The sequence below is a fragment of the Azospirillum himalayense genome, from assembly GCF_042657465.1.
Taxonomy (GTDB): domain Bacteria; phylum Pseudomonadota; class Alphaproteobacteria; order Azospirillales; family Azospirillaceae; genus Azospirillum; species Azospirillum himalayense.
Window position 1 is genome coordinate 146,239 of sequence record NZ_JBHSLC010000023.1, and the last position, 25,148, is coordinate 171,386.

Genomic DNA, 25,148 nt, shown 5'->3' on the forward strand with positions numbered 1-25,148 from the left:
AAGATGTTCATACTTTTCGGGGCCGTCGCCCTTGGCGAGATTGACGACCAGCGGCGCGACGTTCTCCGGCAGCGGGTGGGCGTAGGCCGCGTCGTCGGCCAGCAGCACCTTGGAAACCCCGGCGATCTTGGCGGCGGCCTCGGCGACGGCCTGGGCGCCCTGGCCGGCGACCAGCACATGGATGTCGCCACCAATCTTGGCGGCGGCGCTGACCGCGTTCAGCGTGGCGGCCTTCAGCGCGGCGTTGTCGTGTTCGGCAATGACGAGAATGGACATGTCAGATCACTTTCCCTTCAAGGCGCACTGGCCCCTCAGATCGCGCGGGCTTCGTTCTTCAGCTTGTCGACCAGGGCGGCCACGTCGGCGACCTTGACGCCGGCCTTGCGCTTGGCCGGCTCGGCGACCTTGAGCGTGGTCAGGCGCGGCGCCACGTCGACACCCAGCGCGTCGGGGGCCAGCGTCTCGATGGGCTTCTTCTTGGCCTTCATGATGTTGGGCAGCGAGGCGTAGCGCGGCTCGTTGAGGCGCAGGTCGGCGGTGACCACGGCGGGCAGCGTCAGCTGCACGGTCTCCAGGCCGCCGTCGATCTCGCGGGTCACGGTGACCGAGCCCTCGCCCGGCACGACCTTGGAGGCGAAGGTGCCCTGCGGCCAGCCCAGCAGGGCGGCGAGCATCTGGCCGGTCTGGTTGCAGTCGTCGTCGATCGCCTGCTTGCCGAGGATGACCAAAGTCGGGCCTTCCTTCTCGACCAGCGCCTTGAGCACCTTGGCGACGGCCAGCGGCTGCGTCTCGGCGTCGGTCTGGACCAGGATGCCGCGGTCGGCGCCCATGGCGAGGCCGGTGCGCAGCGTCTCCTGCGCGGCCGTCGGGCCGACGGTGACCACGATGACCTCGGTCGCCTTGCCGGCTTCCTTGAGGCGGACGGCCTCTTCGACGGCGATCTCGTCGAAGGGGTTCATGCTCATCTTCACGTTGGCGGTCTCAACGCCGGAGCCGTCCGCCTTGACGCGGATCTTGACGTTGTAATCGACCACCCGCTTGACCGGGACGAGGACCTTCATGGGTTTAATCCTTGACTGGCGGAACCGCGCTCAGGCGCGCAGGATCTTGCCGGGATTCATGATGTTGTGCGGATCGAAGGCGCGCTTCAGCGTCGCCATCATGTCCAGCTCGACCGGCGACTTGTAGCGCGGCATCTCGTCGATGCGCAGCCGTCCGATGCCGTGCTCGGCGGAAATGGAACCGCCCAGCTCGACGACGATGTCGTGGACGATGGCGTTGACCGTCGCCAGCTTCGCCTTCCATTCGGCCGGGTCGCCGCCCTCCGCCTGGATCGGGTTGAAGTGGATGTTGCCGTCGCCGAGATGGCCGAAGGCGAAGGGGCGGATGCCCGGACATTCCCGCTCCAGCGCCGCGTTGGCGCGGTCGAGGAAGCGCGCCACGCGGGAGATCGGCACCGACACGTCGTGCTTGAAGGACACGCCCTCGCGCTTCTGGCCCTCCGGGATGCCCTCGCGGATGCGCCACAGCGAATCGGCCTGGGCCTTGGAGGCGGCGACGACGCCGTCCAGCACCTCCCCGGCCTCCATTCCGGCCTCCAGGATGCCTTCCAGCATCTCCATCAGGCGGTTGCCGCCGTCCTGATCGGCCAGCTCGACCAGCACGTACCAGGGGTAGCGGTCGCGCAGCGGGTCGGGCACGTCCGGCACATGGCGGCGGGCCACGTCGATGCAGTCGCGCTGGATCAGCTCGAAGGTGATGATGCGGTCGCCGGCCACGCCCTTGGCGCGGGTCAGCAGATCGACGGCGTCGCTGGGGGCCGACACCGCGACCAGCGCCGTGGCGGTGGCGCGCGGCAGCGGCGACAGCTTCAGCACCGCGGCGGTGACGATGCCCAGCGTGCCTTCCGACCCGATGAAGATCTGCTTCATGTCGTAGCCGGCGTTGTCCTTGCGCAGGCCGCGCAGCCCGTCCCAGATCCTCCCGTCGGGCAGCACCACCTCAAGCCCGGCGACGAGGTTGCGCATGTTGCCGTAGCGCACGACCTGCACGCCGCCGGCGTTGGTGGCGATGTTGCCGCCGATCTGGCAGGAGCCTTCGGCGGCGAGGCTCATCGGGAACAGCCGGCCGATGTCGCGCGCCGCGTTCTGGATGTTGGCGAGGATGCAGCCGGCCTCCACCGTCATCGTGTCGTTGTCGATGTCGATCTCGCGGATGCGGTTCAGCCGGTTGGTGGAGATGACGATCTCCGTCCCGTCGGCGTGCGGCTGGCTGGCCCCGGTCAGGCCGGTGTTGCCACCCTGGGGCACGATGGGGGTGCGCGTCTCGGCGCAGATGCGCACCACCGCGGCCAGCGCCTCGGTGCTGTCGGGCAGCACTACGGCGGGCGAGCGGCCGACCCAGCCGTCGCGCCAGGATTCCATGAAGGGCTGCATGGTGCCGGGATCGGTGATCAGCCCGCGGTCGCCGACGATGGCGTGAATGGGGGCGAGCACGGCCGTCGCGAAGTCCGGCCGCCCGGTGGTCAGGGTGTCGTTGGACAAGAAGGCTCTCCCTGGGCTTCGGTTCGGCGTCACAGCGCGCGATAGGCCGTCTTGATGATGGTGTAGAACTCGATGGCGGAGCGTCCCTGCTCGCGCGGGCCGTAGCTCGACATCTTCCGGCCGCCGAAGGGGACATGGTAGTCGACGCCGGCCGTCGGCAGGTTGAGCATGGTCATGCCGGCCTGGATGTTGGCCTGGAAGTGGCGGGCGTGCTTCATCGAGTTGGTGATGATGCCCGAAGACAGGCCATAGTCGGTGTCGTTGGCCACCGCCAGGGCCTCTTCGTAATCCTTGACGCGGATGACGCTGGCGACCGGGCCGAAGACCTCCTCCTGGTTGATGGTCATGGCGTTGCTGGTTTCGGTGAACAGGGTCGGAGCGAGGAACCAGCCGCGCGTCGGCCGGTCCAGCCGCCCGCCGCCGGAGGCCAACTGTGCGCCTTCCTTCAGGCCGGTGTCGATGTATTGCAGGTTCTTGGTGAGCTGGAACTCGTCGATGACCGGGCCGATCTGCGTTTCCGGCAACAGGGCGTGGCCGACGCGCAGCGCCGCCATCCGCTCCGTCATCGCGGCGACGAAGGCGTCGTGGATGGAGTCCTCGACGATGAAGCGGCCGGTGGCGGTGCAGCGCTGGCCGGCGTGGAAATAGGCGCTGTTGACGCCGATCTCGGCGGCGCGCTCCGGGTCGGCGTCGCCCAGCACGACCAGCGGGTTCTGGCCGCCCAGTTCGAGCTGGACGCGGATCATGCGCTCCGCGCAGCGCACGGCGATGCGCCGTCCGGTGTTGACCGACCCGGTGAAGGACACCGCGTCCACCGTGTCGACCACGGCGGCCCCGACGTTGGGACCGGCGCCGATCACCAGATTGAACAGGCCGGCGGGCATGCCGTGGGCCTCCAGCGCCTCCGCGATGAGGCGGGTGACGGCGATGGAGATACCGGGGGTCTTCTCCGACGGCTTCCAGATCACCGCGTTGCCGAAGGCCAGCGCTGGGGCGATCTTCCACATCGGCGTGGCGACCGGGAAGTTCCAGGGCGTGACGAGGCCGATGACGCCGACCGGCTCGCGCGTCACGTCGACCTCGACGCCGGGCCGGACCGAGCCCAGCGTCTCGCCCGGCGCGCGCAGCGCCTCGGCGGCGAAGAAGCGGGCGAGGTGGGCGGCGCGGGTGATCTCGCCCAGCGCGTCGGGGATGGTCTTGCCGCCCTCGGTCGCGGCGATGCGGGCCAGCTCGTCCTTGCGGTCGAACAGCGCGCGCGAGATGGCGTCGAGCACCAGCGAGCGCTGCTCCACCGTGGCGGCGCGCCATTGCGGCTGGGCGGCGCGCGCCGCGGCGACGGCCTCCGTCACGTCCTCGGCGCCGGCCAGCGAGTAGGAGCCGGCCAGCTCGTCGAGGTTCGACGGGTTGAAGATGTCGAGCCGGTCGCGGCCCGCACGCCAGGAGCCGGCGATGAAGTTGGTGATGCGATCGGAAGCGGGGGACATGTCGTTTTTCTCCGGGGACGTTCTTTGGTGGCGCTGGTCCTGCCCCCACCCCGGCCCTCCCCCGCTGGGCGGGGGAGGGAGCCATGCGCGAAGCGGCGGCAGTCCCCTCCCCTGCGTGAGCGGGGGAGGGCTAGGGTGGGGGCAAGTGCGCTCAGGCGCGCGCCACCCGCTCCTTCAGGGCGGTCAGCGCCCACAATGTTTCGATGGTCGGCACCGGCACGCCGCGGCGGCGGGCCAGCTCCAGGACGGTGGTCACGATGGGGTCGATCTCCATGCTGCGCCCCGCCTCGAAATCCTGGAGCATCGACGGCTTGTGGCCGGGCACGCCGCTGCCCCGGCTCAGCCGCTCGTCGATGTCGTCGGGCAGGGCGACGCCCCAGGCATGGGCGACGTTCAGGCATTCGCGCATCAGCCGGCCCTGGACGGCGGCCATGCCGGGGGCCTGCTCCATGGCGCCCATGGTGGCGCCGGTCAGCACGCTGGTCGGGCCGACCGCCATGTTGAGCATCAGTTTGCTCCACAGCGGCACGCGGATGTCGGCGGGGAGGCGGGCGGTGGCGCCCGCCGCGTTGAAGGAGTCGGCCAGGGCCGCCAGCTTCTCCGCGTGGTCGCCGGGCCGGGGAGCACCGAAGGCCAGCACCGGCAGGGCGGTGTGGGCGACGACGCCCGGCTCGACGATGCGGGCGGGCAGCACCTCCATCACGCAGGCGGCGACCCGCTCCGGCCCGATGGCCGACCAGACGGCGCCGCCGGGATCGACCACCTCCAGCGGCTCCGGTGTCACGCCGTCCCCGGCGCCGTACAGGTACCACCAGGGAATGCCGTTCTGCGCCGCCACCACCAGCGTGTCCGGCCCGCACAGCGCCGGGAAGGACGCGGCCAGGGCCGGCAGCCCGTGCCCCTTCACCGTGACGATCACCACGTCCTGCGGGCCGAGGTCCGCGGAGGAATCGCTGGCCCGCGGCCGGCTGGTCAGCGTCCCCTTCGGAGTCTGCACGGTCAGCCCGTTCTCGCGGATCGCCGCGAGATGGGCGCCGCGGGCCAGCAGCGACAGCTCGTGCCGGCCCGTGGCGGCAAGGTACCCGGCCAGCGCGCCGCCAACGGCTCCGGCCCCTACGACGGCGATGCGCATGTCGCTCTCCCTTCCTCAGTCCCGATCACTTGAATTCCAGCGGCGGCAGGTCGTCGTTCAGATCGCCGCCGAGGCCCTTGAACTGCTCCTCGATCTGCTTGTCGTCGAGCTTGGTGGCGGTCGACTTGTAATGCATGACCATCTGCGGGAAGGCGATCACCAGAGCCACCATGACGAGCTGGATGACGACGAAGGGCACCGCACCCCAGTAGATCTGGCTGGTCAGGACGGGGGCCGTCTCCTTCTTCGTGATGCGGTCGATGTAGGGCACCTTCGGCGCCACCGAGCGCAGGAAGAACAGCGAGAAGCCGAACGGCGGGTGCATGAAGCTGGTCTGCATGTTCACCGCGAGGATGACGCCGAACCACACCAGATCGATGCCCAGACGATCCGCCGCCGGGGCGAGCAGCGGGATGACGATGAAGGCCAGCTCGAAGAAGTCGAGGAAGAAGGCCAGCAGGAAGACCATCACGCTGACCGCGATCAGGAAGCCCATCTGCCCGCCGGGCAGTGAGACCATCAGCTCCTCGACCCAGATGTGGCCGTTGACGCCGTAGAACGTCAGCGAGAACACCCGCGCGCCGATCAGGATGAACAGCACGAAGGCCGCCAGCTTGGCCGTCGAATAGGTCGCCTGCCGCACCATGTCGAAGTTCAGGCGCTTCTTCATGGCCGCCAGCGCCAGCGCGCCGACGGCGCCCATGGCGCCGCCCTCGGTCGGGGTGGCGAGGCCGATGAAGATGGTGCCCAGCACCAGGAAGATCAGCGCCAGCGGCGGCACCATGACGAAGGTCGCCTGCTCGGCCATGCGGGAGATCAGGCGCCGGCCGGTCGCCCGCTCCACCACCGCCACCGCCAGGGCGTAGAGCGCGCCCGCCGCGATGGAATCGCCGATCAGGGCCAGGGTGGTCCATTCGTTGACCGTCAGCCATGCCGCCGCCGCGGTCAGCGCCGCCGTGGCGACGGTCTGCAGGACGAGGCGCTGCGCGCCGAAGCCGCGGTTGAAGGCGGCCGCCAGGAAGGCGACCAGCACCGCCACCGACAGCAGCAGCACGACGTAGTCGGCGCCCGACTTGACGTCCGTGCGGCCCATCACCCAGGTCGCGACCGCGCCCGAGAACAGGGCGAGCAGGCCGAGCTGCCAGACGCCGCGCGCGCCGTTCGGCTCGCGGTGGGCGATGGCTTCCGGCGGCAGGCCGGGGGCGGCCTTGGGCCAGATCATCGAGACGACGAAGACGTAGAGGGCGTAGAGACCGGCGAGCAGCAGGCCGGGGATGAAGGCGGCCTCGTACATGTCGCCGACCGAGCGGCCGAGCTGGTCGGCCATGACGATCAGCACCAGCGACGGCGGGATGATCTGGGCCAGCGTGCCCGACGCCGCGATGACGCCCGACGCCAGACGGCGATCATAGCCGTAGCGCAGCATGATCGGCAGCGAGATCAGGCCCATCGAAATCACCGACGCGGCCACCACGCCGGTCGTCGCGGCGAGCAGAGCGCCGACGAAGATCACCGCGTAGGCCAAGCCACCGCGGATCGAGCCGAACAGCTGCCCGATGGTGTCGAGCAAATCCTCGGCCATGCCAGACCGCTCCAGCACCAGACCCATGAAGGTGAAGAAGGGCACGGCGAGCAGCACGTCGTTGTTCATCGTGCCGTAGACGCGCTCGGGCAGCGCCTGGAACAGGTCGGGGCGGAACAGCCCGATCTCGATGCCGATCAGGCCGAACAGCAGCCCGTTGGCGGCCAGCGCGAAGGCCACCGGATAGCCGAGCAGCAGCATGCCGACCAGCGTGGCGAACATGATCGGCGCCATGTTGTGGCCGAACCAGCCGCGCCAGCCGTCCTGTTCGGCGAGCGCCGCGGCGCCGGGCACCGGCAGCACGTAGAGCGCCACGGCGACCACCGCCAGCAGCACCAGGGAGATGACCGACAGCCGGACGGCGCGCGGCGAAGGGGTGGGGGAGGTCGTGCTCATCGCGCGGTCACCGGCTGGGAAGGGTGTCGGGGTGGGTGGTGCGCTCGCGTTCGGCCGCCAGCAGCCGTTCCGCCTCGGCCTCGGCCGCCGCCTGATGGCCGCCGGCCCGGTGGTTGTCGTCCTCCAGATGGCCGGACATGATCGCGGCGCGCTTGACCAGCTCGGACAGGCCCTGGATGAACAGCACGGTGAACCCCAGCGGAATCAGCATCTTCGCCGGCCATTGCGGCAGGCCGCCGGCGTTCATCGACTGCTCCTCGATCGCGTAGGAGGCCAGTGCGAAGGGCCAGGAGGTGACCAGCATCACGAAGCTGAAGGGCAGCAGGAAGGTCAGATGGCCGAACAGGTCGATGGTGTCGCGGGCGCGCTTGCCGAGCTGCGCGTTCACGATGTCGATGCGGATGTGCTCGTCCTCCTTCAGTGTCCAGGGGGAGCAGAGCAGGAACACCGCGGCGAACAGCACCCATTGCAGTTCGAGCCAGGAATTCGAGCTGATGTCGAACATCTTGCGGACGACCGCGTTGACGGCCGACACCAGGATCGCCAGCACGATCAGCCAGGATATCGCCTTGCCCAGCCGCGCGGTGACCGCGTCGACCAGCCGGCAGGCCCCGACCAGGGCCGTCATGAAAGGGGAAGCGTTGGGGCTCGGCATGGTGGGCAGGCCCTCCCGAAAAAGCCGGTCGCGCGGAACGCGACGATGCCACGGCCGGGGAGCGGCGGCCCCGCTCCCCGGTCATGGTTGAGGACGTGCCGGATCAGCGCCGGGCGAGGCGGAGGACGGCGCTGTCGTAGGCGTATTCCGACGCCTGGTTCCACAGGTTCGAGTCCGTCTGGAAGCGGCGGTAGCTCTCGTAGAACTTCTTGAAGGTCGGGTTCTTGTCCGACAGCTCGTCGTAAAGCTCCATGGCCGCCTTGTGGCTGGCCTGCAGCACGTCCTGCGGGAAGGCGCGCAGCTTGGCACCCTTCTCCACCACACGCTTCAGCGCCGCCGGGTTCAGCACGTCGTAGCGCGCCACGCTGTCGACGTTGGCGAGCGCCGCCGCCGAGGTCAGCGCCGCCTGGTAATGCTTGGGCAGGCTGTTCCAGCGGTTCGTGTTGATGAAGAAATGCTGGAGCGAGGTGCCGTCCCACCAGCCCGGGTAATAGTAGTTCGGCGCGATCTTGTAGAGGCCGAGCTTCTCGTCGTCGTAGGGGCCGTTGAACTCGGCGGCGTCGATGGTGCCGCGCTCCAGCGCCGGGTAGATGTCACCGCCGCTGACCTGCTGCGGCACGACGCCCAGCTTGGACAGGATCTGGCCGCCGAGGCCGGAGATGCGGAACTTCAGCCCCTTGAGGTCTTCCGCATTCTTGATTTCCTTGCGGAACCAGCCGCCCATCTGGGAGCCGGTGTTGCCGCCGGCGAGCGCCTTCAGGTTGTGGCCGGCGTAGAACTCCTCCAGCAGCTTGCCGCCTTCACCATGGTAGAACCAGGCGTTCTGCTGGCGGGTGTTCAGGCCGAAGGGCAGGCAGCAGCCGAAGGCGAAGCTCGGATCCTTGCCGACATAGTAGTAGGAAGCGGTGTGGGCCATCTCCACCGTGTCGTTGCTGGCGGCGTCGAGCGCCTGCAGCGCCGGGACCAGTTCGCCGGCGGCGAAGACCTGGATCTGGAACTTGCCGTCCGTGGCCTCGGCGATGTTCTTCGCCAGCACCTCGGCGCTGCCGTAGAGCACCTCGATGTTCTTCGGGAAGCTGGACACGCAGCGCCAGCGAATCGTCGGCTCCGACTGGGCGATGGCCGGGGCGGCGAGGGTGGAGGCGCCGGCAACGACGGCGGCACCCTTGAAGAATTGACGGCGCTTCATGTGGATCTTCCTCCCGAAATTTTTGTGGCCGAGATTTTTGTTGCCCGGACGAGGCGATGCCGGCCCGAGGCGCTTGGCCCCCGGCGGGTGGCCGGGGAGGGGGTGGTGACCCTGACAGTGGATCAGGCGGCCGCACAGCGGAATGCGTATTGCCGGCATATCAGCCATAAGCGCGGCAAGCCATCAGCGGTACGAACGGTTTCGCCCGAAACCCGCGGAGGCCCCACCCCGACCGGTGCGGGCGCGGACGGTTTGCTATGCCCGCAATGAATATCTGCTACAGGCACGCCATGCGCTCCGCGCCGCGCAATGGGTCGATAAGCTGGGGGCAACTGGTCTCCGACCGCCATCAAACCGACGGATGTTCAATCGCATGAACGGTGTGCGCCATGTCTAGGCCGTCCTCTCCGCTCAACGCCGCCGGAGCCGCCTATCTCGAAGCGTTGCAGGAACGTTTCCGCGAGGACCCCGCGTCGGTGGACGTGAGCTGGCGCGCCGTCTTCCAGATCCTGGACGAGCTGGGCGCCGTTCCCGCCGGGGCACCGCCGGGCGGTCCGGCCGGCGATCCGACGGTTCCGCTGCGGCAGGAGGAGATCCGCCAGCGCGGCCACGCCACCGCCGCCCTCGACCCGTTGGGCCGTGCCGCGCCCTCCGCATCTTCCGTGTCCGAAGACACTGAAACCGCGCGCTTGCGCCGGCTCTATCAGGGCACGCTGACTCTGGAGACCGCGCACATCGACGATTCGGCCCTGCGCTCCTGGCTGCGCGACGCCTATGAGGGGGCGGAGACCGCTCCGCCCGCCGAGGCGCGCCGCCGGGCGCTGGCGCTGCTGACCGCGGCGGAGGAGTTCGAACGGCTGCTCGGCGTCCGCTACCCGACCAAGAAGCGCTTCGGGGCGGAGGGCATGGAAACGCTGATCCCGCTGCTCGACCGCATTCTCGCGGCGGCGGCGGCGGCGGGCGTCACCGAGGTGCAGGTCGGGACCATGCACCGCGGCCGGCTCAGCCTGATGGCCAACGCGCTGGGCAAGCCGCTGGTCGAGCTGTTCGCCGGGATCAAGGGCATGCACCCCTTCCTGGCCGACCCGCCGGTTCCCGCCGACGTGCCCTATCACATGGGGGTGGAGAGCACCCTGTCCTTCGGCGAGCGGTCGCTGGCCCTGACCCTGTCGCCCAACCCGTCGCACCTGGAGGCGATCAACCCGGTCACGCTGGGCCGCGCGCGGGCGCGCCAGGACCTGGAGCGGGCGCAGGGCGGCGACGCCAAGCGGGTGCTCTGCGTGCTGCTGCACACCGACGCCAGCGTGATCGGCCAGGGCAGCGTGACGGAGGCGCTGCAACTGTCCGGCGTTCCCGGCTTCACCGTCGCCGGCACCATCCACGTCATCGTCAACAACCAGATCGGCTTCACCACGGAGCGGGAGGAGGCGCGGACCTCGCTCCACTGCACCGGCCTGTGGAAGGCGGTGGACAGCCCCATCCTGCACGTCAACGCCGACGATCCCGACGCCGCGCTGCGCGCCGCCGACCTCGCCGTGGCCTTCCGGCAGGCGCACGGGCGCGACGCGGTGATCGACCTCGTCGGCTACCGCCGCAACGGCCACAACGAGATCGACGAGCCGCGCTTCACCCAGCCGCTCGACTACAAGGCGATCGACGCCCACCCGCCGGCCCGCGCGCTCTACGCGCAGCGGCTGGCCGCCGACGGTCTGGTCGGCCCCGAGGAGGCGGAGGCGCTGGCCACCGGGCACAAGACCCGCTTCCAGGAGGCGCTGGCCGCGGCCTCCGACCACCGGCCGAACCACGATGGCTTCCCCGGCGGGCGCTGGGCGCCCTTCGCTCCGGCCGGTACGCTTCCCGCGGAACCGGACACCGGCATCGCCGACGACCGGCTGCGCGGGCTGCTGGCGGCGCTGGCCGCCATTCCCGACGGGCTCGCCGTGGACCGCAAGGTGGAGCGCGTCATCCGCCGCCGCGCCGAGGAGCCGCTGGATTGGGCGACCGGCGAGGCGCTGGCCTTCGCCACGCTGCTGGCCGAGGGCACGCCGGTGCGGCTGACCGGCCAGGACGTGGTGCGCGGCGCCTTCTCGCACCGCCACTTCGCGCTGACCGACACCGTCACCGGGCGCCGCCATGTCAGCCTGAACCATCTGGATGTGGAACAGGCGCGGTTCGACGTGGTCAACAGCCCGCTGTCGGAATACGCCGTCCTCGGCTTCGAGTACGGCTACAGCCTGGAGCGGCCCGACGCGCTGGTGATCTGGGAAGCGCAGTTCGGCGACTTCGCCAACGGCGCGCAGATCATGATCGACCAGTTCATTGTCAGCGCCGAGGACAAGTGGCGCCAGCCCTCCGGCCTCGTCATCCTGCTGCCGCATGGGCTGGAAGGGCAGGGGCCGGAACACTCCTCCGCCCGGCCCGAGCGCTTCCTGCAGATGGCGGCGCGCGACAACATCCGCGTCGCCCACCCCTCGACCCCGGCCAACTACTTCCACCTGCTGCGCCGGCAGATGCTGCGCCGCGACCGCAAGCCGCTGGTGGTGCTGAGCCCGAAGACGCTGCTGCGCCTGCCCGCCGCCGTGTCGACCCTGGCCGACTGCGCGCCGGGCACCGCCTTCCAGCCGGTGATCGTCACCGCCGGGGCGCGGGTCGAGCGCATCCTGCTGTGCAGCGGCAAGCTGGCCTACGAGCTGGAGCGCGAGCGGGCCGAGCGCGGGGCCGACGCGGTGGCGGTGGTCCGGCTGGAAATGCTGTACCCTTTGCCCGACGCCGCTCTGTCGGCGCTGTTCCGCCGCTGGCCGGGCGCGTCCTGCGCCTGGGTGCAGGAGGAGCCGTGCAATCTCGGCGCCTGGACCTATCTGGACCGCCGCCTGGAGGCGCTGCGCGCGGCCGCCGGCTGCGCCGAACCGCGCGTCGCCTGCGTGGCCCGTGACGAGGCGGCGTCGCCCGCCGGCAGCTTCCACGGCGACCACGAGGCCGACCAGCGCCGGCTGGTCGAGCAGGCCTTCGCCGGGATCGCCGCGTCCCTCCCGCCCCGCGAGACGATCGCGGCGGACTGAGCAAGAACGACACCAAAACAACACGCACCGAGGAAACGCGCCATGTCGTCCACACCAACCTCCAACGGCCCGCTTCCGCTGTCCGACCTGCTATCCACCACGGCGGTGGCGCTCGACGCGGTGGCGCGGCTGGCCGAGGCCGCCGAGCGCGGCGTCGCCGCGCTGGTGGCGCCGGGCGGGCGCGTCGATGCGGCGGCTCTCGACCGCCATCAGGTGGCGGCGCACGGCTTCGCCTGGGTGGCGACCTACGCCGAGGCGCTGCGCCAGATGCAGGGCTGGGCGGAGCGGCTGGACCGCGCCGGCCGGCTGGGCGAGCTGGAGGCGTGCATGCTCCAGGCCGCCTTCGGCGAGTATCTGGCCCAGCTCGACGGCGGTCTGGCGATGAGCCAGGGCGAGATCGTCCGCCCTGCAGATTTCGGGCTGGACGACGCGGAGCGCGCCGCCTTCCGCACCGAGGCGGTGCGCCGGCTGATCGCCGCCGGCAACGCCTCCGCCCTGCGGCTGCGCATCGCCGAGCTGCTGGCCGACGCGCTGCACGGGAGCGGCTTCGGCGAGGCGGCGCTGGAGGACGAGGCGCTCGACATGGTGCGTGAGCAGTTCCGCCGCTTCGTCGCCGACGTGGTGGAGCCGCACGCCCACGAGTGGCACCTGAAGGACGAGCTGATCCCGATGCCGGTCGTCGAACAGATGGCCGAGATGGGCGTCTTCGGCCTGACCGTGCCGGAGGAGGACGGCGGGCTCGGCATGGGCAAGCTCGCCATGTGCGTGGTGACGGAGGAGCTGTCGCGCGGCTACATCGGCGTCGGCTCGCTGGGCACCCGCGCGGAGATCGCCGCCGAGCTGATCCGGCTGGGCGGCACCGCCGAGCAACGGGCGCGCTGGCTGCCGCGCCTCGCGTCGGGCGAAATTCTGCCGACCGCCGTCTTCACCGAGCCCAACACCGGTTCCGACCTGGGCAGCCTGCGCACCCGCGCGGTGCTGGACGGCGACACCTACCGCGTCACCGGGGCGAAGACCTGGATCACCCACGGCAGCCGCTCCGACCTGATGACCCTGCTGGTGCGCACCGACCCGGACGCCCCTGGCTACCGCGGCCTGTCGATGCTGCTGGCCGAGAAGCCGCGCGGCACCGAGGCCGACCCCTTCCCGGCCGAGGGCATGAGCGGCGGCGAGATCCCGGTGCTCGGCTATCGCGGCATGAAGGAGTACGAGATCGGCTTCGACGGCTTCGCGGTGCCGCGCGGGAACCTGCTGGGTGGCGTCGAGGGCCAGGGTTTCAAGCAGCTGATGGCGACCTTCGAATCCGCCCGCGTGCAGACCGCCGCCCGCGCCGTCGGGGTGGCGCAGAACGCGATGGAACTCGGCCTGCGCTACGCCCAGGAGCGCGTCCAGTTCGGCCGCCCCCTCGCCGCCTTCCCGCGCGTCGCCGGCAAGATCGCCTGGATGGCCGTGGAGTCGATGATCGCCCGCCAGCTCACCTATTTCGCCGCGCGCGAGAAGGACAGCGACCGCCGCTGCGACATCGAGGCCGGCATGGCGAAGCTGCTGGCCGCGCGCGTCGCCTGGTCGAACGCCGACAACGCGGTGCAGATCCATGGCGGCAACGGCTATGCGGTCGAGTATCCGATCAGCCGTGTGCTGTGCGACGCCCGTATTCTGAATATTTTCGAAGGGGCGGCGGAAATCCAGGCCCAGGTTGTGGCGCGCGGCCTGCTCACCCGGCGCAATTGATCGCGAGACACGGCGGAGGACCGGGCAGGACTGACCTGCCAGGACTCCGCTTGTGTCATACCGGCGTATTCGCTATCCGACGCGGAGGCCGAATGACGAGACCTGTCCCGCGATGGAACTTCTGGAACTGCGCTACTTTGTTCAGGTGGCCGACCTTGGCAGCTTTTCCAAGGCGTCGGTCAAGCTTGGCATCACCCAGCCGGCGCTCAGCCGGCAGGTCCAGAAGCTGGAGCACGAGCTGCGCACCAGCCTGTTCTACCGCCATGGGCGCGGCGTCTCGCTGACCCAGCAGGGGCGCAAGCTCTACGACGTGGTGCGCCATCTGCTGGGCGCGCTGTCGGAGATCAAGGAGGAGATCCAGGACCAGTCGGAGCGGCTGACCGGCTCCGTCACGCTGGGTCTTCCCCCGTCGATCTGCGCCACGCTGGGGGCGCCGCTGGCCCGCCGCTTCCACGAGAACTACCCCGACGCCACGCTGCGCATTCACGAGGTGTTCAGCGGCACGCTGCTGGAATGGGTCGAGGGGGGGCGGCTCGACCTCGCCGTGCTCTACGACGCCCGGCGCGGGCGCAGCATGCTGTCCTCGCCGCTGCTCGTCGAGAATCTGCTGCTCGTCCAGCCCGCCAAGGACGCGGTGGCCGGCGACGACGGGCCGGTCGAGGTGGAGACTCTGGGTGGCCTGCGCTTCGTCCTGCCGGGGCTGGAGAATGGGCTGCGCCGGGTGGTCGACGCGGCGGTGCGGCGGGCCGACATCGACCTCCAGGTCGACATGGAGATCGATTCCGTCACCGCGATCAAGCAGTTGGTGGAGGAGGGCATGGGCTCGACCATCCTGCCCTTCGGCGCCGTCCACCGCGAGGTGCGGCAGGGCCGGCTGATCGCGCGCGAGATCAGCTCGAAGGACATGCACGCCATGCTCGTCACCGCGACGCCGCTGCACCAGCCGGTGTCGAAGGCGACGCGCGCCCTGCTGCGGCTGATCCACGCCGAGGTGGCGAAATGCGTCGCCAACGGCGTGCTCAAGGGCAAGGTCGTCGCCCCCGGCAGCGCCGGGGAGAACAGCGCTCCCTGACGCGATGGTCATGACCGGCTGTGCGGGCTGATAGCAGCTATGACGGATGGTCCATAGCACGGCCGGTGCGGCGCGGATAGCCTCCCCAACACCACATAATCCCTTGGGGAGGAAGCAAGAATGACGAAGCGTCTGGACGGCAAGGTCGCCCTGATCACCGGTGCGGCGCAGGGGCTGGGCCTCGCGATGGCCGAGACCTTCGTGCGCGAGGGCGGCCGCGTCGCGGTCGTGGACATCAACGGCGACGCCGCCAAGGCGGTCGCCGAACGTCTGGGCGAGTCCGCCATCGGCATCGCCGCCAACGTCACCAAGATGGCTGACGTCGAGATGACCATCGGCGCCACCGTCGAAAAGTTCGGGCGGCTGGACATCCTGGTCAACAACGCCGGCTCCACCCACGCCAACGGCCCGTTCGAGAACGTGACCGAGGAGGAGTTCGACCGCGTCTTCGCGCTGAACGTCAAGTCGATCTACCTCTACTCCAAGGCGGTTGTCGCGACCATGCGGGCGCAGAAGTCCGGCGTGATCCTGAACCTCGGCTCTACCGCCGGCCTGCGGCCGCGTCCGGGCCTGGTTTGGTACAACGCGACCAAGGGTGCCGTGCACAACATCACCAAGTCGCTGGCGCTGGAGCTGGCGCCCGACAACATTCGCGTCTGCGCGCTCGCCCCGGTCGCCACCGAGACGCCGCTGCTCGCCACCTTCATGGGCGGCGACACCCCGGAGAAGCGCGCGCGCATGATGGGCATCGTTCCGCTCGGCCGCCTGGGCCAGCCGACCGACGTCGCCAACGCCGCCCTCTACCTCGCGTCGGACGAGGCGGCCTTCCTGACCGGCGTGGTGCTGGAGATCGACGGCGGGCGCTGCGTGTAAAGCGCGTCGGCCGTTAGCCCCCACCCTAACCCTCCCCCGCTCACGCAGGGGAGGGGACTGCCGCCGCCCTCGCGAAAATCTCCCTCCCCCGCCCAGCGGGGGAGGGCCGGGGTGGGGGCACCCGTTAACCGCATTGTTTCCATCTGGACCGAGACTCCCATGTCCTCGCTTCTCTCCGATCTGCGCGTCGTCGAGGTGTCGGCCTTCATCGCCGCGCCGCTGGGCGGCATGACGCTGGCCCAGCTGGGCGCCGAGGTGATCCGCATTGACCCCATCGGCGGCAACATCGACTACCGGCGCTGGCCGGTGGCGCCGAACGGCACCAGCCTCTACTGGACCGCGCTGAACAAGGCGAAACGGTCGGTGACGCTGGCGCTCGACCGGCCGGAGGGGCGGGAGATCGCCCAGGCGATCATCACCGCCTCGGGCGAAAACGCGGGCTTCCTGCTGACCAACCTGCCGGCCAGCGGCTGGATGGGCTACGAGGCGCTGTCGGCCAAGCGCGATGACCTGATCATGCTGCGGCTGACCGGCAATCCGGACGGGTCGGCGGCGGTCGACTACACCGTCAACTGCGCCAGCGGCTTCCCGATGGCGACCGGCCGCGGCGGCGAGCCGGTGAACCATGTGCTGCCGGCCTGGGATGTCGCCGCCGGCCTCTATCTGGCGACCGGCCTGCTGGCGGCGGAGCGGCACCGCCGCCGCACCGGGCGGGGGCAGGAGGTGACGGTGGCGCTGGCCGACGTGATGCTGGCGACCGTCGGCAACCTCGGCTACCTCGCCGACGTCCGGGTGAACGGCGCGGTACGGCCCCCGATGGGCAACGACCTCTACGGCGCCTATGGGCGCGACTTCGCCACCGCCGACGGGCGGCGGGCGATGGTCGTCGCCATCTCCAACCGCCAGTGGAAGGCGCTGGGCAAGGCGACCGGGCTGACCGAGCGGCTGGCGATGATCGGTCCGCTGATGGATGTGGACATGAACGACGAGGGCGGGCGCTTTGTGGCGCGCGACGCCATCTCCGCCGTGCTCGCCCCCTGGTTCGCCGCACGCACCCTGTCCGAGGTGGAGAGCGCCTTCGCCGGGGCGGGCGTGCTGTGGGGGCCGTACCGCGATTTCGGCCAGCTGGTGGCCGAGGACGCGCGCTGCTCCACCGCCAACCCGCTGTTCCGCGAGGTCGAGCAGCCGGAGGTCGGGCCGCTGCTGGTTCCCGGCTCGCCCCTCGGCTTCCCCGGCCTGGGCGAGCGCACCGACCACCGGCCGTCGCCCGTGCTGGGGCAGGACACCGACGCGGTGCTGGCCGACCTGCTTGGCCTGCCGTCCGCCGAGATCGGCCGCCTGCACGACGCCGGCATCGTCGCCTGACAGCAATCCCGTTCCGCAGGGGAGTGAGACGACCGGCGCGCGGGCGTGTTGGTGAGGCTTACGGCGGGCCGCATCGGCCCGCCTCATGCCGGAGGATGACGCGATGGGCGACAACCGCAACACCGACTCCCAACCGCAAGCCGAGAACGACCGCGCGACCGGCAAGCCCGACGACCAGCCGGCGGCGACCAAGGACGAGATGACCAAGGCCCAGGAGGACGCCGCGCGGGAGCGTGCGGAAAAGGGCGGCTATCAGTGACCGGCGTCATCTGATCGGCAACCGGCCGCGAGTTTGCCCTCGGGCAAAGACGGCGCCCCTGTCCCGCGTCATGGTCCCTTCCGGTCATCACTTCCGGAGGCACAGCGGACATGACGGAAACTCCCGTATCGACGTCGGTCGTCGCTGTGGACGGGGAGGCCGCCGACTGGGGACCCCTCTCCAGCCTGCCCGGCAACCCCATGATGTGGATTCTCATCCTGGGGGAGCTGGCGGCCTTCGGGGCGATGTTCATCGGCTTCGCGGTGACGCGCGCCCTCGACACGGCGACTTTCGACGCGTCCCAAGCGCAGTTGGACCGTCTGCTCGGCGGCGTGAACACCATGGTCCTGGTGACGAGCGGCTGGCTGGTCGCGGTCGCCGTGCGGCGCCGGGCCCTGGGCCTTTCCCATCGCGCGGCGATGCTCGGCGCGATGGCCCTCGGCGGCCTGTTCCTCGCCATCAAGGCGGTCGAGTACGGCGACAAGATCGGCCGGGGCCTCACGCTGGAGAGCAACAGCTTCTTCCAGCTCTACTACCTGATGACCGGCTTTCACGCGATGCACGTCGCCGCGGGGCTCGTCGTCCTGGGCATCGTCACGTGGTGGGACAGCCTGGAGAATCTGGAGACCGGGGCCGCATTCTGGCACATGGTGGACCTGATCTGGGTGCTGCTCTACCCCATCGTCTATCTGCTGAGGTGAAGCGATGGTGATCCTGACACGCACCTGGATGGTTCTGATGCTCCTGACCGCCGTCTCGATGTGGGCCGGGCACGGCGAGGGCACCGGCGGTCTCGGCCCGCTCGGGAGCGGACTCGTCCTCGCCGCGGCCAACGTCAAGGCCGACCGGATTCTCACCCATTATCTGGACCTTCACCGCGCGGACGGCGGTTGGCGGGTGGGGTTCCGGATGCTGCTCACCCTGCTGGGGGTGGCGCTCTTCGGGATCTACGTTCTTTATCCGCTGATCGGAGCGGCTCTGCGCTGAGCGGCGGTTCGCGCCCAAAGCCGGACCGCGCCGCCGAAGGTCGGCGGTCGCGCCCGGCTCCGTAACCTCACTCGTAGCGGATGCCGACCGCCGAGGCCGCCTTCAGCGCGCGCTCGCGGGCGTCGTCGGTGTCGGTGCCGGCGGCGAGCGCCACGCCCATGCGGCGGTTCTTGCGGGTCGTCGGCTTGCCGAACAGACGGACGTCCACGTCATGCTCCGCGCTGCCCACGCGCATGGCGTCGGCCAGACCCTCGATGGCAAAGCGCTCGGCCTCGCGGTCGGCCAGGATGACGGCGGAGGCGGCCGGGCCGCGGACGTGAATCGCCGGGATCGGCAGGCCCAGGATGGCGCGGGCGTGCAGGTCGAACTCCGACAGGTTCTGCGACAGCAGGGTCACCATGCCGGTGTCGTGCGGGCGCGGCGACAGCTCGGAGAAGACCACCTCGTCCTTGGTGACGAAGAACTCCACGCCGAAAATGCCGTAGCCGCCGAGATTGTCCACGACCTTCGCCGCCATGTCCTTGGCGTCGTCCAGCAGCGCCGCGGGCATCGGCACCGGCTGCCAGGATTCCTGATAGTCGCCGCGCTCCTGCCGGTGGCCGATCGGCTCGCAGAACAGGATGCCCTCGCGGGTGCGGACGGTCAGCAGGGTGATCTCGTACTCGAAGGGCACGAACTCCTCGACGATGACCTTCCGGCGGTCGCCGCGCATGTTGGCGACGGCGTAGGTCCAGGCGGCCTCAAGCTCCGCCGTGGTCCGGACGGTGCTCTGCCCCTTGCCGGAGGAGGACATGACCGGCTTGATGACGCAGGGCAGGCCGGTGTGCTCCGCCCCGGCGATCACCTCCTCCAGGCTTTCGGCGTAGCGGTACTTGGAGGTGCGCAGGCCCAGCTCCACCGCGGCGACCTCGCGGATGCGGTCGCGGTTCATGGTCATGGTGGCGGCGCGGGCGGAGGGGACGACGGTCAGGCCGGCGTCCTCGAACTCGTGCAGCACCTCGGTGCGGATGGCCTCGACCTCCGGCACGATGAAGTCCGGCGTGTGCTTGGCGATGGCCGCGCGCAGGGCGTCCGCGTCGAGCATGGAGAAGACCTCCGCCGCGTCGGCGACCTGCATCGCCGGGGCGTTGGCGTAGCTGTCGCAGGCGATGACCTCGCAACCGAGGCGCTTGGCGGCGATGACGAACTCCTTTCCGAGTTCGCCCGAGCCGAGAAGAAGGATTTTGGCCGTGAACATGCGCGGACTCCCGTGACGCAGACGCCCGCGGAGCTTTACCCCAACGCGGGCCGTGCGTACATGGCCGACTGCATGCGTACGCCGCATGGACCGGGCGCTATTGCAGGCTGCCCCAGCGCCGGGTGGAGGGTTCGGCCAACGCCCAGCGCCACTGGCCGTCCTTGGCCCGGCAGATCGTCGTGACGTTCAGGTCCGGCGTGTCGTCCAGCGTGAAGACCACGTCCTTGCAGGGGATCGCCTCGCCGAAGCCGCGCGCCACCTGCACGGTGCCGGTCTTGCCGCTCAGCGGCAGCTTCTCCTCCACCGTCCAGGTCGCCGCCTGTCCGACGGCGAGCGGGCCGGCGGCGCGGGCGACCGCGTTGTGGACGTTGTCGGTGATCCGCCGTTCCGCGTACTTCACGCCTTGGTCGATGCCGTAGCTGGCCCCGGCGCCGGCGATGATGCCCAGCACCGGATTGCCGGTGGCCGAGCCGACCGTCGCCGCCACGCCCGCCGTGGTCACCCCCGTGACCGCCGAGCCGAACCCGGCGCAGCCGGACAGCGCGAGCAAGGAGGCGGCGGCGAGGGCGGCGCGGCGGAGGGCGGATGCGGTCATGGAGCGGCTCGGGGGTGGTGAGCGGACCGCCGCACCCTATCCGTTCGGATGGAGAGGCCGCCCGTGGCCAAAGCGTGACCTTCACCTCACTGTATGGCTCGTCTGCCCGAAGGCCAGTATCCCTCTCCCGCCTCGGGAGAGGGTGCCCGCGAAGCGGGCGGGTGAGGGTAGAGCCGAGGATCAAGGCGCTTGCCGATTGCCGGGACCCTCACCCTTCCCGCGCCTTTGCGCGGGCCCCTTCCCTCTCCCGGGGCGGGAGAGGGGATTCAATGGCAATTGTCGTATGGACGGTGGCGGGCGCAGACCCCATGCTTTGGAGGAGATTACGGGAGAAGCAGGATCGGCATGGCGGGCAGGCATAGATGGATGACGGGCGCGGGCACCGGGCTGCTGCTCGCCCTGCTGGCCGGGCCGGCGGCGGCGGAGCGGATTGTCACGGACTCCTCCGGGCGCCGGGTCGCCCTGCCGGAGCGGGTGGAGCGCGTGTTTCCCGCTGGGCCGCCAGCCTCCGTTGTCGTCTACATGCTGGCGCCCGACAGGCTGCTGGGCTGGACGCGGGCGATCAGCCCGCCGGAGCGGCCCTTCCTGCCCGACCGCTACGCCGACCTGCCGGAACTGGGGCGGCTGACCGGGCGGGGCAACACCGTCAACCTGGAAACCGTGGTGACGGCGAAGCCGGACGTCGTCGTCGATGTCGGCAGCACCGCCCCGACCTTCGTGTCGCTGGCCGACCGCGTGCAGGAGCAGACGCGGGTGCCGACCCTGCTGATCGACGGGCATCTCGCCGAGTCCGCGCGCACCTTCCGCACGCTCGGCGCGCTGATGGGCGTGGCGGAGCGGGGAGAGGAACTGGCCCGCTACGCCGAGACGACGCTGGCCGAGGTGCGCCGCCGCTTCGACGGCGTGCCGGAGGACAAGCGGCTGAAGGTCTACATGGCGCGCGGGCCGCGCGGCCTGCAGACCGGAATCCGCGGCTCCATCAACGTCGAGGCGCTGGATGTGGCCGGGGTGCGCAACGTCGCGGCGGAGAATCTCGGCAACGGCGGGCTGGTGAACGTGTCGATGGAGCAGGTGCTGGCCTGGCAGCCGGACGCCATCGTCACCATCGACCGCGGCTTTTACGAGAGCGTGTGGACCGACCCGCTGTGGCAGGGGGTGAAGGCGGTGCGCGACCGGCGCGTCTACCTCTCGCCGGGGCTGCCCTTCACCTGGATCGATTCCCCGCCCGCCGCCAACCGCCTGCTCGGCCTGCGCTGGCTGGGCGCCGTCCTCTATCCGGAGCTGTTTCCGGAGGATCTGCGCGAGGAGACGCGACGCTTCTATGCCCTTTTCTACCACCGGGAGCCCACCGCGGAGCAGATCGACGCCCTCCTCGCCGGCAGCCGCCCGCCGGGGTGAGGTCCCCTTCGCGCTGACGCTGGGCGGGGTGGCCGCGCTGCTGGTCGCCGCGGTCTGCGTCGCCTTCAGCACCGGCGCTTATCCCGTTTCGCCGGGGGAGCTGGCCGGGCTGCTCGCGGCAAAGCTGGGGCTCGGGAGCGCCGCCGTCGCCCCGGCGGTGGAGACGGTGATCTGGGACATCCGCGGCCCGCGCGTGCTGACCGCCATGCTGGTGGGGGCGGGGCTGGCCGCCTCGGGCGCCGCGTATCAGGGGCTGTTCCGCAACCCGCTGGTCTCGCCGGACATCCTCGGCGTGTCGTCGGGGGCGGCGCTGGGGGCGGTGCTGGGCATCTTCGCCTCGCTGCCGGTCCTCGCCATCCAGGGCATGGCCTTCGCGGGCGGGCTGCTGGCGGTCGGGGTGGTGCTGGCCGTCGCCTCGGCCATCCGCGGGCGGGACCCGGTGCTGGTTCTGGTGCTGGGCGGCGTGGTGATCGGGGCGCTGCTGGGCTCCGGCGTGGCTCTGCTGAAGTATCTGGCCGACCCCTACAACCAGTTGCCGGCGATCACCTTCTGGCTGCTCGGCAGCCTGTCGGCGGTCAACCGCGGCGACCTCGCGGCGCTGGTCCCGCCGGTGGCGGTGGCGCTGCTGCCGCTGGTTCTGCTGCGCTGGCGGCTGGACGTGATGACGCTGGGCGACGAGGAGGCGACGGCGCTTGGTGTGCCGGTGCGGGTGGTGCGGGTCGTGGTGATCGTGGCGGCGACTCTGATGACCGCCGCCGCGGTGTCGGTCAGCGGCATCGTCGGCTGGGTCGGGCTGCTGGTGCCGCACCTCGCCCGGCTGATGGTCGGCCCGGCCTTCGTCCGGCTGCTGCCCACGGCGGTGCTGCTGGGGGCGGCCTATCTGCTGGCGGTGGACACGCTGGCGCGCAGCCTGGGGCCGGTGGAGCTGCCGCTCGGCGTGCTGACCGCGGTGATCGGCACGCCGGTCTTCCTCTGGCTGCTCGCCTTCGGAAAGCGCGGCTGGTCATGAGCGCGCGGCTGTCGGTGGAAGACCTCGCCTTCGGCTACGGCGAGCGGGTGGTCGGCGCCGGGGTCGGCTTTTCCGTGGCGGCGGGGGAGGTGCTGTGCCTGCTCGGCCCCAACGGCGGCGGCAAGACGACGCTGTTCAAGACGTTGCTCGGCCTGCTGCCGCCGCGCGGCGGGCGGGTGCGGGTCGATGGCGAGGACACCGCCGGCTGGTCGCCACGCCGCCGGGCGCTGGCCTTCGGCTACGTCCCGCAGGCCGGGGCGGGGCAGTTTCCCTTCACCGTGCGCGAGATGGTGCTGATGGGCCGCACCGCCCACCGCGGCGCCTTCAGCGCCCCCGCCGCGTCCGATCACGCCGCCGCCGAGGCCGCGCTGGAACGGCTGGGCATCGGGCATCTGGCGGAGCGCGACTGGCTGCGCATCAGCGGCGGCGAGCGGCAGATGGCCCTGATCGCCCGCGCCTTGGCCCAGGCGCCGCGTGTCCTGGTGCTCGACGAGCCGACCGCCAGCCTGGATTTCGGCAACCAAGTCCGCGTGCTGGAGCAGGTGCGGCGGCTGGCGGACGGCGAGGGAGGCGAGGGCCTGACCGTCGTCTTCTCCACACACCACCCGGAGCAGGCCTTTGCCATCGCCGACCGGGTGGCGCTGCTGCACGGCGGGCGGCTGGCCCGCTTCGGCACGCCGGAGGAGGTCATCACCGCCGCCATGATGCGCGAGGTCTACGGGACGGAGGTCGAGGTGGTGGCCGTGGGGGCGGATGGCATGCGGGTGTGCCTGCCAGTTGGGCTGAAGCGGGCGGTGCGGGCTCAGGTCCGGTAGGACGGGGAGAGCCGCCCCGCCGCCGGTGACTTCGCGTAGCGCAGCGCGACCAGACCCAGGAGGATCGCCGCGTAGACAAAGGGCGGGTACTGCCAGCCCTTGACCAGCATGACGTAGTGGACGCAGCCCGCCGCCCCGGCGACGAACACCGCCTTGTGCAGTGCCTTCCAGCGCCGCCCGCCGAGCCGCCGCACCATTCCGTTGGTCGAGGTCGCGGCCAGCGCCGTCAGGATCACAAAGGCGCCCATGCCGACGGTGATGTAGGGCCGCTTCACGATGTCCTTCCACACCGCCGCCCAGTCGAAGAATTGGTCCACCCCCACATAGACGGAGACGTGCAGCAGCGCGTAGAAGAAGGCGAACAGCCCGATCATCCGGCGGAAGCGCGCCAGCCCCGCCTGACCCGTCAGGATGCGCAGCGGCGTGACGGCGAGCGCGACCAGCAGCAGGCGCAGCGCCCACAGCCCGCTCTGCCGCACCGCCTCGGCCACCGGCTCCGCCCCCAGCCCGCCGCTCACGCCCAGCCAGACCATCCAGCCGAGCGGGACCAGACCCAGGACGAACACCACCGGCTTCGCCCAGCGCGAGGACAGCGCCCGGGCGACCGGACCTTTCGACACCGCGGCCATCTCAGTAGTTCTTCCGCAAATCCATGCCGGCGTAGAGCGACGCCACCTCTTCCCCATAGCCGTTGAAAGGCAGTGTCTTGCGGCGGGAGAACTCGCCGACGCGGCGCTCCGTCGCCTGGCTCCAGCGCGGGTGGTCGACCTCCGGATTCACGTTCGAATAGAAGCCATACTCGCGCGGCTGCGAGCGGTTCCAGGAGGTCGGCGGCTGGTCCTGCGTCAGGGTGATGCGGACGATCGACTTGATCGACTTGAAGCCGTACTTCCACGGCACGACCAGCCGCACCGGCGCGCCGTTCTGGTTGGGCAGCGTCTCGCCGTACATGCCGACCGCCAGAATGGTCAGCGGGTGCATGGCCTCGTCCATGCGCAGCCCCTCGACATAGGGCCATTGCAGCACGGGGTACTTCAGGCCAGGCATCTGCGAGCGGTCGGCCAGCGTCTGGAAGGCGACGTATTTGGCGTTGCCGGTCGGGTCGACGCGCTTCAGCAGTTCGGCCAGCGGGAAGCCGACCCAGGGGATCACCATCGACCAGCCCTCGACGCAGCGCAGGCGGTAGACACGCTCCTCCAGCGGGAAGGACAGCAGATCCTCGATGCCGAAGGTGGTGGGCTTGCCGGCCTCGCCGTCCACCGCGATCTCCCACGGGCGGGTGCGCAGCGTGCCGGCGTTTTCGGATGGGTCGGTCTTGTCCGTCCCGAACTCGTAGAAATTGTTGTAGCTGGTCGCCGACTTCATCGGAGTCTGGGCGTCCAGCTTGGGATCCTTCGGGCTGACCGTCAGCGGGGCCTGGAAGGGCGCGGCCAGCGCCGGACCCGGCAGGACACCCGTGCCGCCGAGCGCCAGGGCTGCGGCGCCGCCAGCCATGATCGAGCGCCGGGACAGGAACAGGCCGCGGGGCGTCACCTCGTTCTCGCTGGCCTGCGACGCGCTCCGGACTTTGATGAGCATGAACACTCTCCACAGGAAAGCCGCCGGGAGGCGACAGCGCCCCCCGTCCCTCATCTAGCCTTGGTCGCCGCTCTCGGCAAATCAAGCGCGGGACACGAGTTCGTGAGCGAAAGGTGAGGAGTCTTCGAGCCCCTCTCCCGCCCCGGGAGAGGGAGGGGCCCGCCGCGAAGCGGTGGGAGGGTGAGGGTG

At 70.5% G+C, this 25,148-nt stretch carries 23 protein-coding genes; 11 read left to right on the top strand and 12 right to left on the bottom strand.

From position 1 onward, the window contains the following. The 8 genes from ACFPMG_RS14750 to ACFPMG_RS14785 all read right to left on the bottom strand — a co-directional run. Nucleotides 1-276 (bottom strand): adenine nucleotide alpha hydrolase family protein (locus ACFPMG_RS14750; protein WP_465252022.1); only part of this gene is annotated, 276 nt, incomplete at its 3' end. Between the two features lie 35 nt (nucleotides 277-311). Continuing rightward, complete coding sequence (locus tag ACFPMG_RS14755; RefSeq protein ID WP_376995848.1) at nucleotides 312-1,061, bottom strand: electron transfer flavoprotein subunit beta/FixA family protein; 750 nt, start codon at nucleotides 1,059-1,061, stop codon at nucleotides 312-314. 30 nt (nucleotides 1,062-1,091) lie between these two features. Beyond that, nucleotides 1,092-2,543, bottom strand: coding sequence for an FAD-binding oxidoreductase (locus ACFPMG_RS14760; protein WP_376995850.1), 1,452 nt, complete (start codon nucleotides 2,541-2,543; stop codon nucleotides 1,092-1,094). Between the two features lie 29 nt (nucleotides 2,544-2,572). Further along, a complete protein-coding gene (locus tag ACFPMG_RS14765) occupies nucleotides 2,573-4,027 on the bottom strand; it encodes an aldehyde dehydrogenase family protein (RefSeq protein WP_376995851.1) in 1,455 nt (484 codons plus the stop codon). Between the two features lie 151 nt (nucleotides 4,028-4,178). Then, entirely contained in the window at nucleotides 4,179-5,159 is a 981-nt protein-coding gene (locus tag ACFPMG_RS14770; protein WP_376995852.1) for a ketopantoate reductase family protein, read from the bottom strand. Between the two features lie 25 nt (nucleotides 5,160-5,184). After that, entirely contained in the window at nucleotides 5,185-6,975 is a 1,791-nt protein-coding gene (locus ACFPMG_RS14775) for a TRAP transporter large permease (protein ID WP_417281703.1), read from the bottom strand. A gap of 169 nt (nucleotides 6,976-7,144) precedes the next feature. After that, nucleotides 7,145-7,792 carry a TRAP transporter small permease subunit gene (locus ACFPMG_RS14780; RefSeq protein WP_376995854.1) on the bottom strand — a complete coding sequence of 216 codons (648 nt, stop codon included), beginning with the start codon at nucleotides 7,790-7,792 and terminating at the stop codon, nucleotides 7,145-7,147. A gap of 103 nt (nucleotides 7,793-7,895) precedes the next feature. After that, on the bottom strand, nucleotides 7,896-8,981 hold the full coding sequence (locus ACFPMG_RS14785; protein ID WP_014199615.1) for a TRAP transporter substrate-binding protein: 1,086 nt from the start codon (nucleotides 8,979-8,981) through the stop codon (nucleotides 7,896-7,898). A 389-nt stretch (nucleotides 8,982-9,370) separates the two neighbouring features. Here ACFPMG_RS14785 and ACFPMG_RS14790 point away from each other — a divergent pair, with 389 nt between their 5' ends. The 8 genes from ACFPMG_RS14790 to ACFPMG_RS14825 all read left to right on the top strand — a co-directional run bounded on the left by ACFPMG_RS14790 (nucleotide 9,371) and on the right by ACFPMG_RS14825 (nucleotide 18,327). Continuing rightward, the gene (locus ACFPMG_RS14790) at nucleotides 9,371-12,040 is read left to right on the top strand and encodes a 2-oxoglutarate dehydrogenase E1 component (RefSeq protein ID WP_376995855.1); all 2,670 of its coding nucleotides are present in this window, start codon (nucleotides 9,371-9,373) and stop codon (nucleotides 12,038-12,040) included. Nucleotides 12,041-12,082: 42 nt separating this feature from the next. Beyond that, nucleotides 12,083-13,771: an acyl-CoA dehydrogenase family protein gene (locus ACFPMG_RS14795; RefSeq protein WP_376995856.1), complete on the top strand. Its 1,689-nt coding sequence runs from the start codon at nucleotides 12,083-12,085 to the stop codon at nucleotides 13,769-13,771. Nucleotides 13,772-13,883: 112 nt separating this feature from the next. Further along, nucleotides 13,884-14,843 (top strand): LysR family transcriptional regulator, encoded by a 960-nt coding sequence (locus tag ACFPMG_RS14800; protein ID WP_014199620.1) that lies wholly within the window; start codon nucleotides 13,884-13,886, stop codon nucleotides 14,841-14,843. Between the two features lie 120 nt (nucleotides 14,844-14,963). Next, complete coding sequence (locus ACFPMG_RS14805; RefSeq protein WP_376995857.1) at nucleotides 14,964-15,716, top strand: glucose 1-dehydrogenase; 753 nt, start codon at nucleotides 14,964-14,966, stop codon at nucleotides 15,714-15,716. Nucleotides 15,717-15,875: 159 nt separating this feature from the next. Beyond that, nucleotides 15,876-17,081 carry a CoA transferase gene (locus ACFPMG_RS14810; RefSeq protein WP_376995858.1) on the top strand — a complete coding sequence of 402 codons (1,206 nt, stop codon included), beginning with the start codon at nucleotides 15,876-15,878 and terminating at the stop codon, nucleotides 17,079-17,081. Between the two features lie 103 nt (nucleotides 17,082-17,184). Continuing rightward, nucleotides 17,185-17,340, top strand: coding sequence for a hypothetical protein (locus tag ACFPMG_RS14815; protein WP_353861736.1), 156 nt, complete (start codon nucleotides 17,185-17,187; stop codon nucleotides 17,338-17,340). Nucleotides 17,341-17,450: 110 nt separating this feature from the next. Beyond that, the gene (locus ACFPMG_RS14820) at nucleotides 17,451-18,041 is read left to right on the top strand and encodes a cytochrome c oxidase subunit 3 family protein (protein WP_376995859.1); all 591 of its coding nucleotides are present in this window, start codon (nucleotides 17,451-17,453) and stop codon (nucleotides 18,039-18,041) included. A 4-nt stretch (nucleotides 18,042-18,045) separates the two neighbouring features. Next, nucleotides 18,046-18,327: a cytochrome C oxidase subunit IV family protein gene (locus ACFPMG_RS14825; RefSeq protein WP_376995860.1), complete on the top strand. Its 282-nt coding sequence runs from the start codon at nucleotides 18,046-18,048 to the stop codon at nucleotides 18,325-18,327. A 67-nt stretch (nucleotides 18,328-18,394) separates the two neighbouring features. Here ACFPMG_RS14825 and purT read toward each other — a convergent pair whose 3' ends face one another. Continuing rightward, nucleotides 18,395-19,564: a formate-dependent phosphoribosylglycinamide formyltransferase gene (purT, locus tag ACFPMG_RS14830; RefSeq protein ID WP_376995861.1), complete on the bottom strand. Its 1,170-nt coding sequence runs from the start codon at nucleotides 19,562-19,564 to the stop codon at nucleotides 18,395-18,397. A 97-nt stretch (nucleotides 19,565-19,661) separates the two neighbouring features. Further along, nucleotides 19,662-20,159 (bottom strand): hypothetical protein, encoded by a 498-nt coding sequence (locus ACFPMG_RS14835; protein ID WP_376995862.1) that lies wholly within the window; start codon nucleotides 20,157-20,159, stop codon nucleotides 19,662-19,664. Between the two features lie 366 nt (nucleotides 20,160-20,525). Here ACFPMG_RS14835 and ACFPMG_RS14840 point away from each other — a divergent pair, with 366 nt between their 5' ends. The 3 genes from ACFPMG_RS14840 to ACFPMG_RS14850 are packed head-to-tail and all read left to right on the top strand — an operon-like array spanning nucleotide 20,526 to nucleotide 23,381. Then, entirely contained in the window at nucleotides 20,526-21,557 is a 1,032-nt protein-coding gene (locus ACFPMG_RS14840) for an iron ABC transporter substrate-binding protein (protein ID WP_376995863.1), read from the top strand. Continuing rightward, the gene (locus ACFPMG_RS14845) at nucleotides 21,481-22,566 is read left to right on the top strand and encodes a FecCD family ABC transporter permease (RefSeq protein WP_376995864.1); all 1,086 of its coding nucleotides are present in this window, start codon (nucleotides 21,481-21,483) and stop codon (nucleotides 22,564-22,566) included. Before ACFPMG_RS14840 ends, ACFPMG_RS14845 begins: the two co-directional genes overlap by 77 nt. Further along, entirely contained in the window at nucleotides 22,563-23,381 is an 819-nt protein-coding gene (locus tag ACFPMG_RS14850; RefSeq protein ID WP_376995865.1) for an ABC transporter ATP-binding protein, read from the top strand. The genes ACFPMG_RS14845 and ACFPMG_RS14850 overlap by 4 nt, the downstream gene beginning before the upstream one ends. Here the strand turns inward: ACFPMG_RS14850 and ACFPMG_RS14855 are convergent. Both ACFPMG_RS14855 and msrP read right to left on the bottom strand, forming a co-directional pair. Then, nucleotides 23,369-24,010 carry a protein-methionine-sulfoxide reductase heme-binding subunit MsrQ gene (locus tag ACFPMG_RS14855; RefSeq protein WP_376995866.1) on the bottom strand — a complete coding sequence of 214 codons (642 nt, stop codon included), beginning with the start codon at nucleotides 24,008-24,010 and terminating at the stop codon, nucleotides 23,369-23,371. The genes ACFPMG_RS14850 and ACFPMG_RS14855 overlap by 13 nt on opposite strands. Before the next feature lies 1 nt (nucleotide 24,011). Further along, nucleotides 24,012-24,959, bottom strand: a complete 948-nt coding sequence (gene msrP / locus ACFPMG_RS14860; RefSeq protein ID WP_376995867.1) for a protein-methionine-sulfoxide reductase catalytic subunit MsrP — start codon at nucleotides 24,957-24,959, stop codon at nucleotides 24,012-24,014. Between the last annotated feature and the right edge of the window lie 189 nt (nucleotides 24,960-25,148).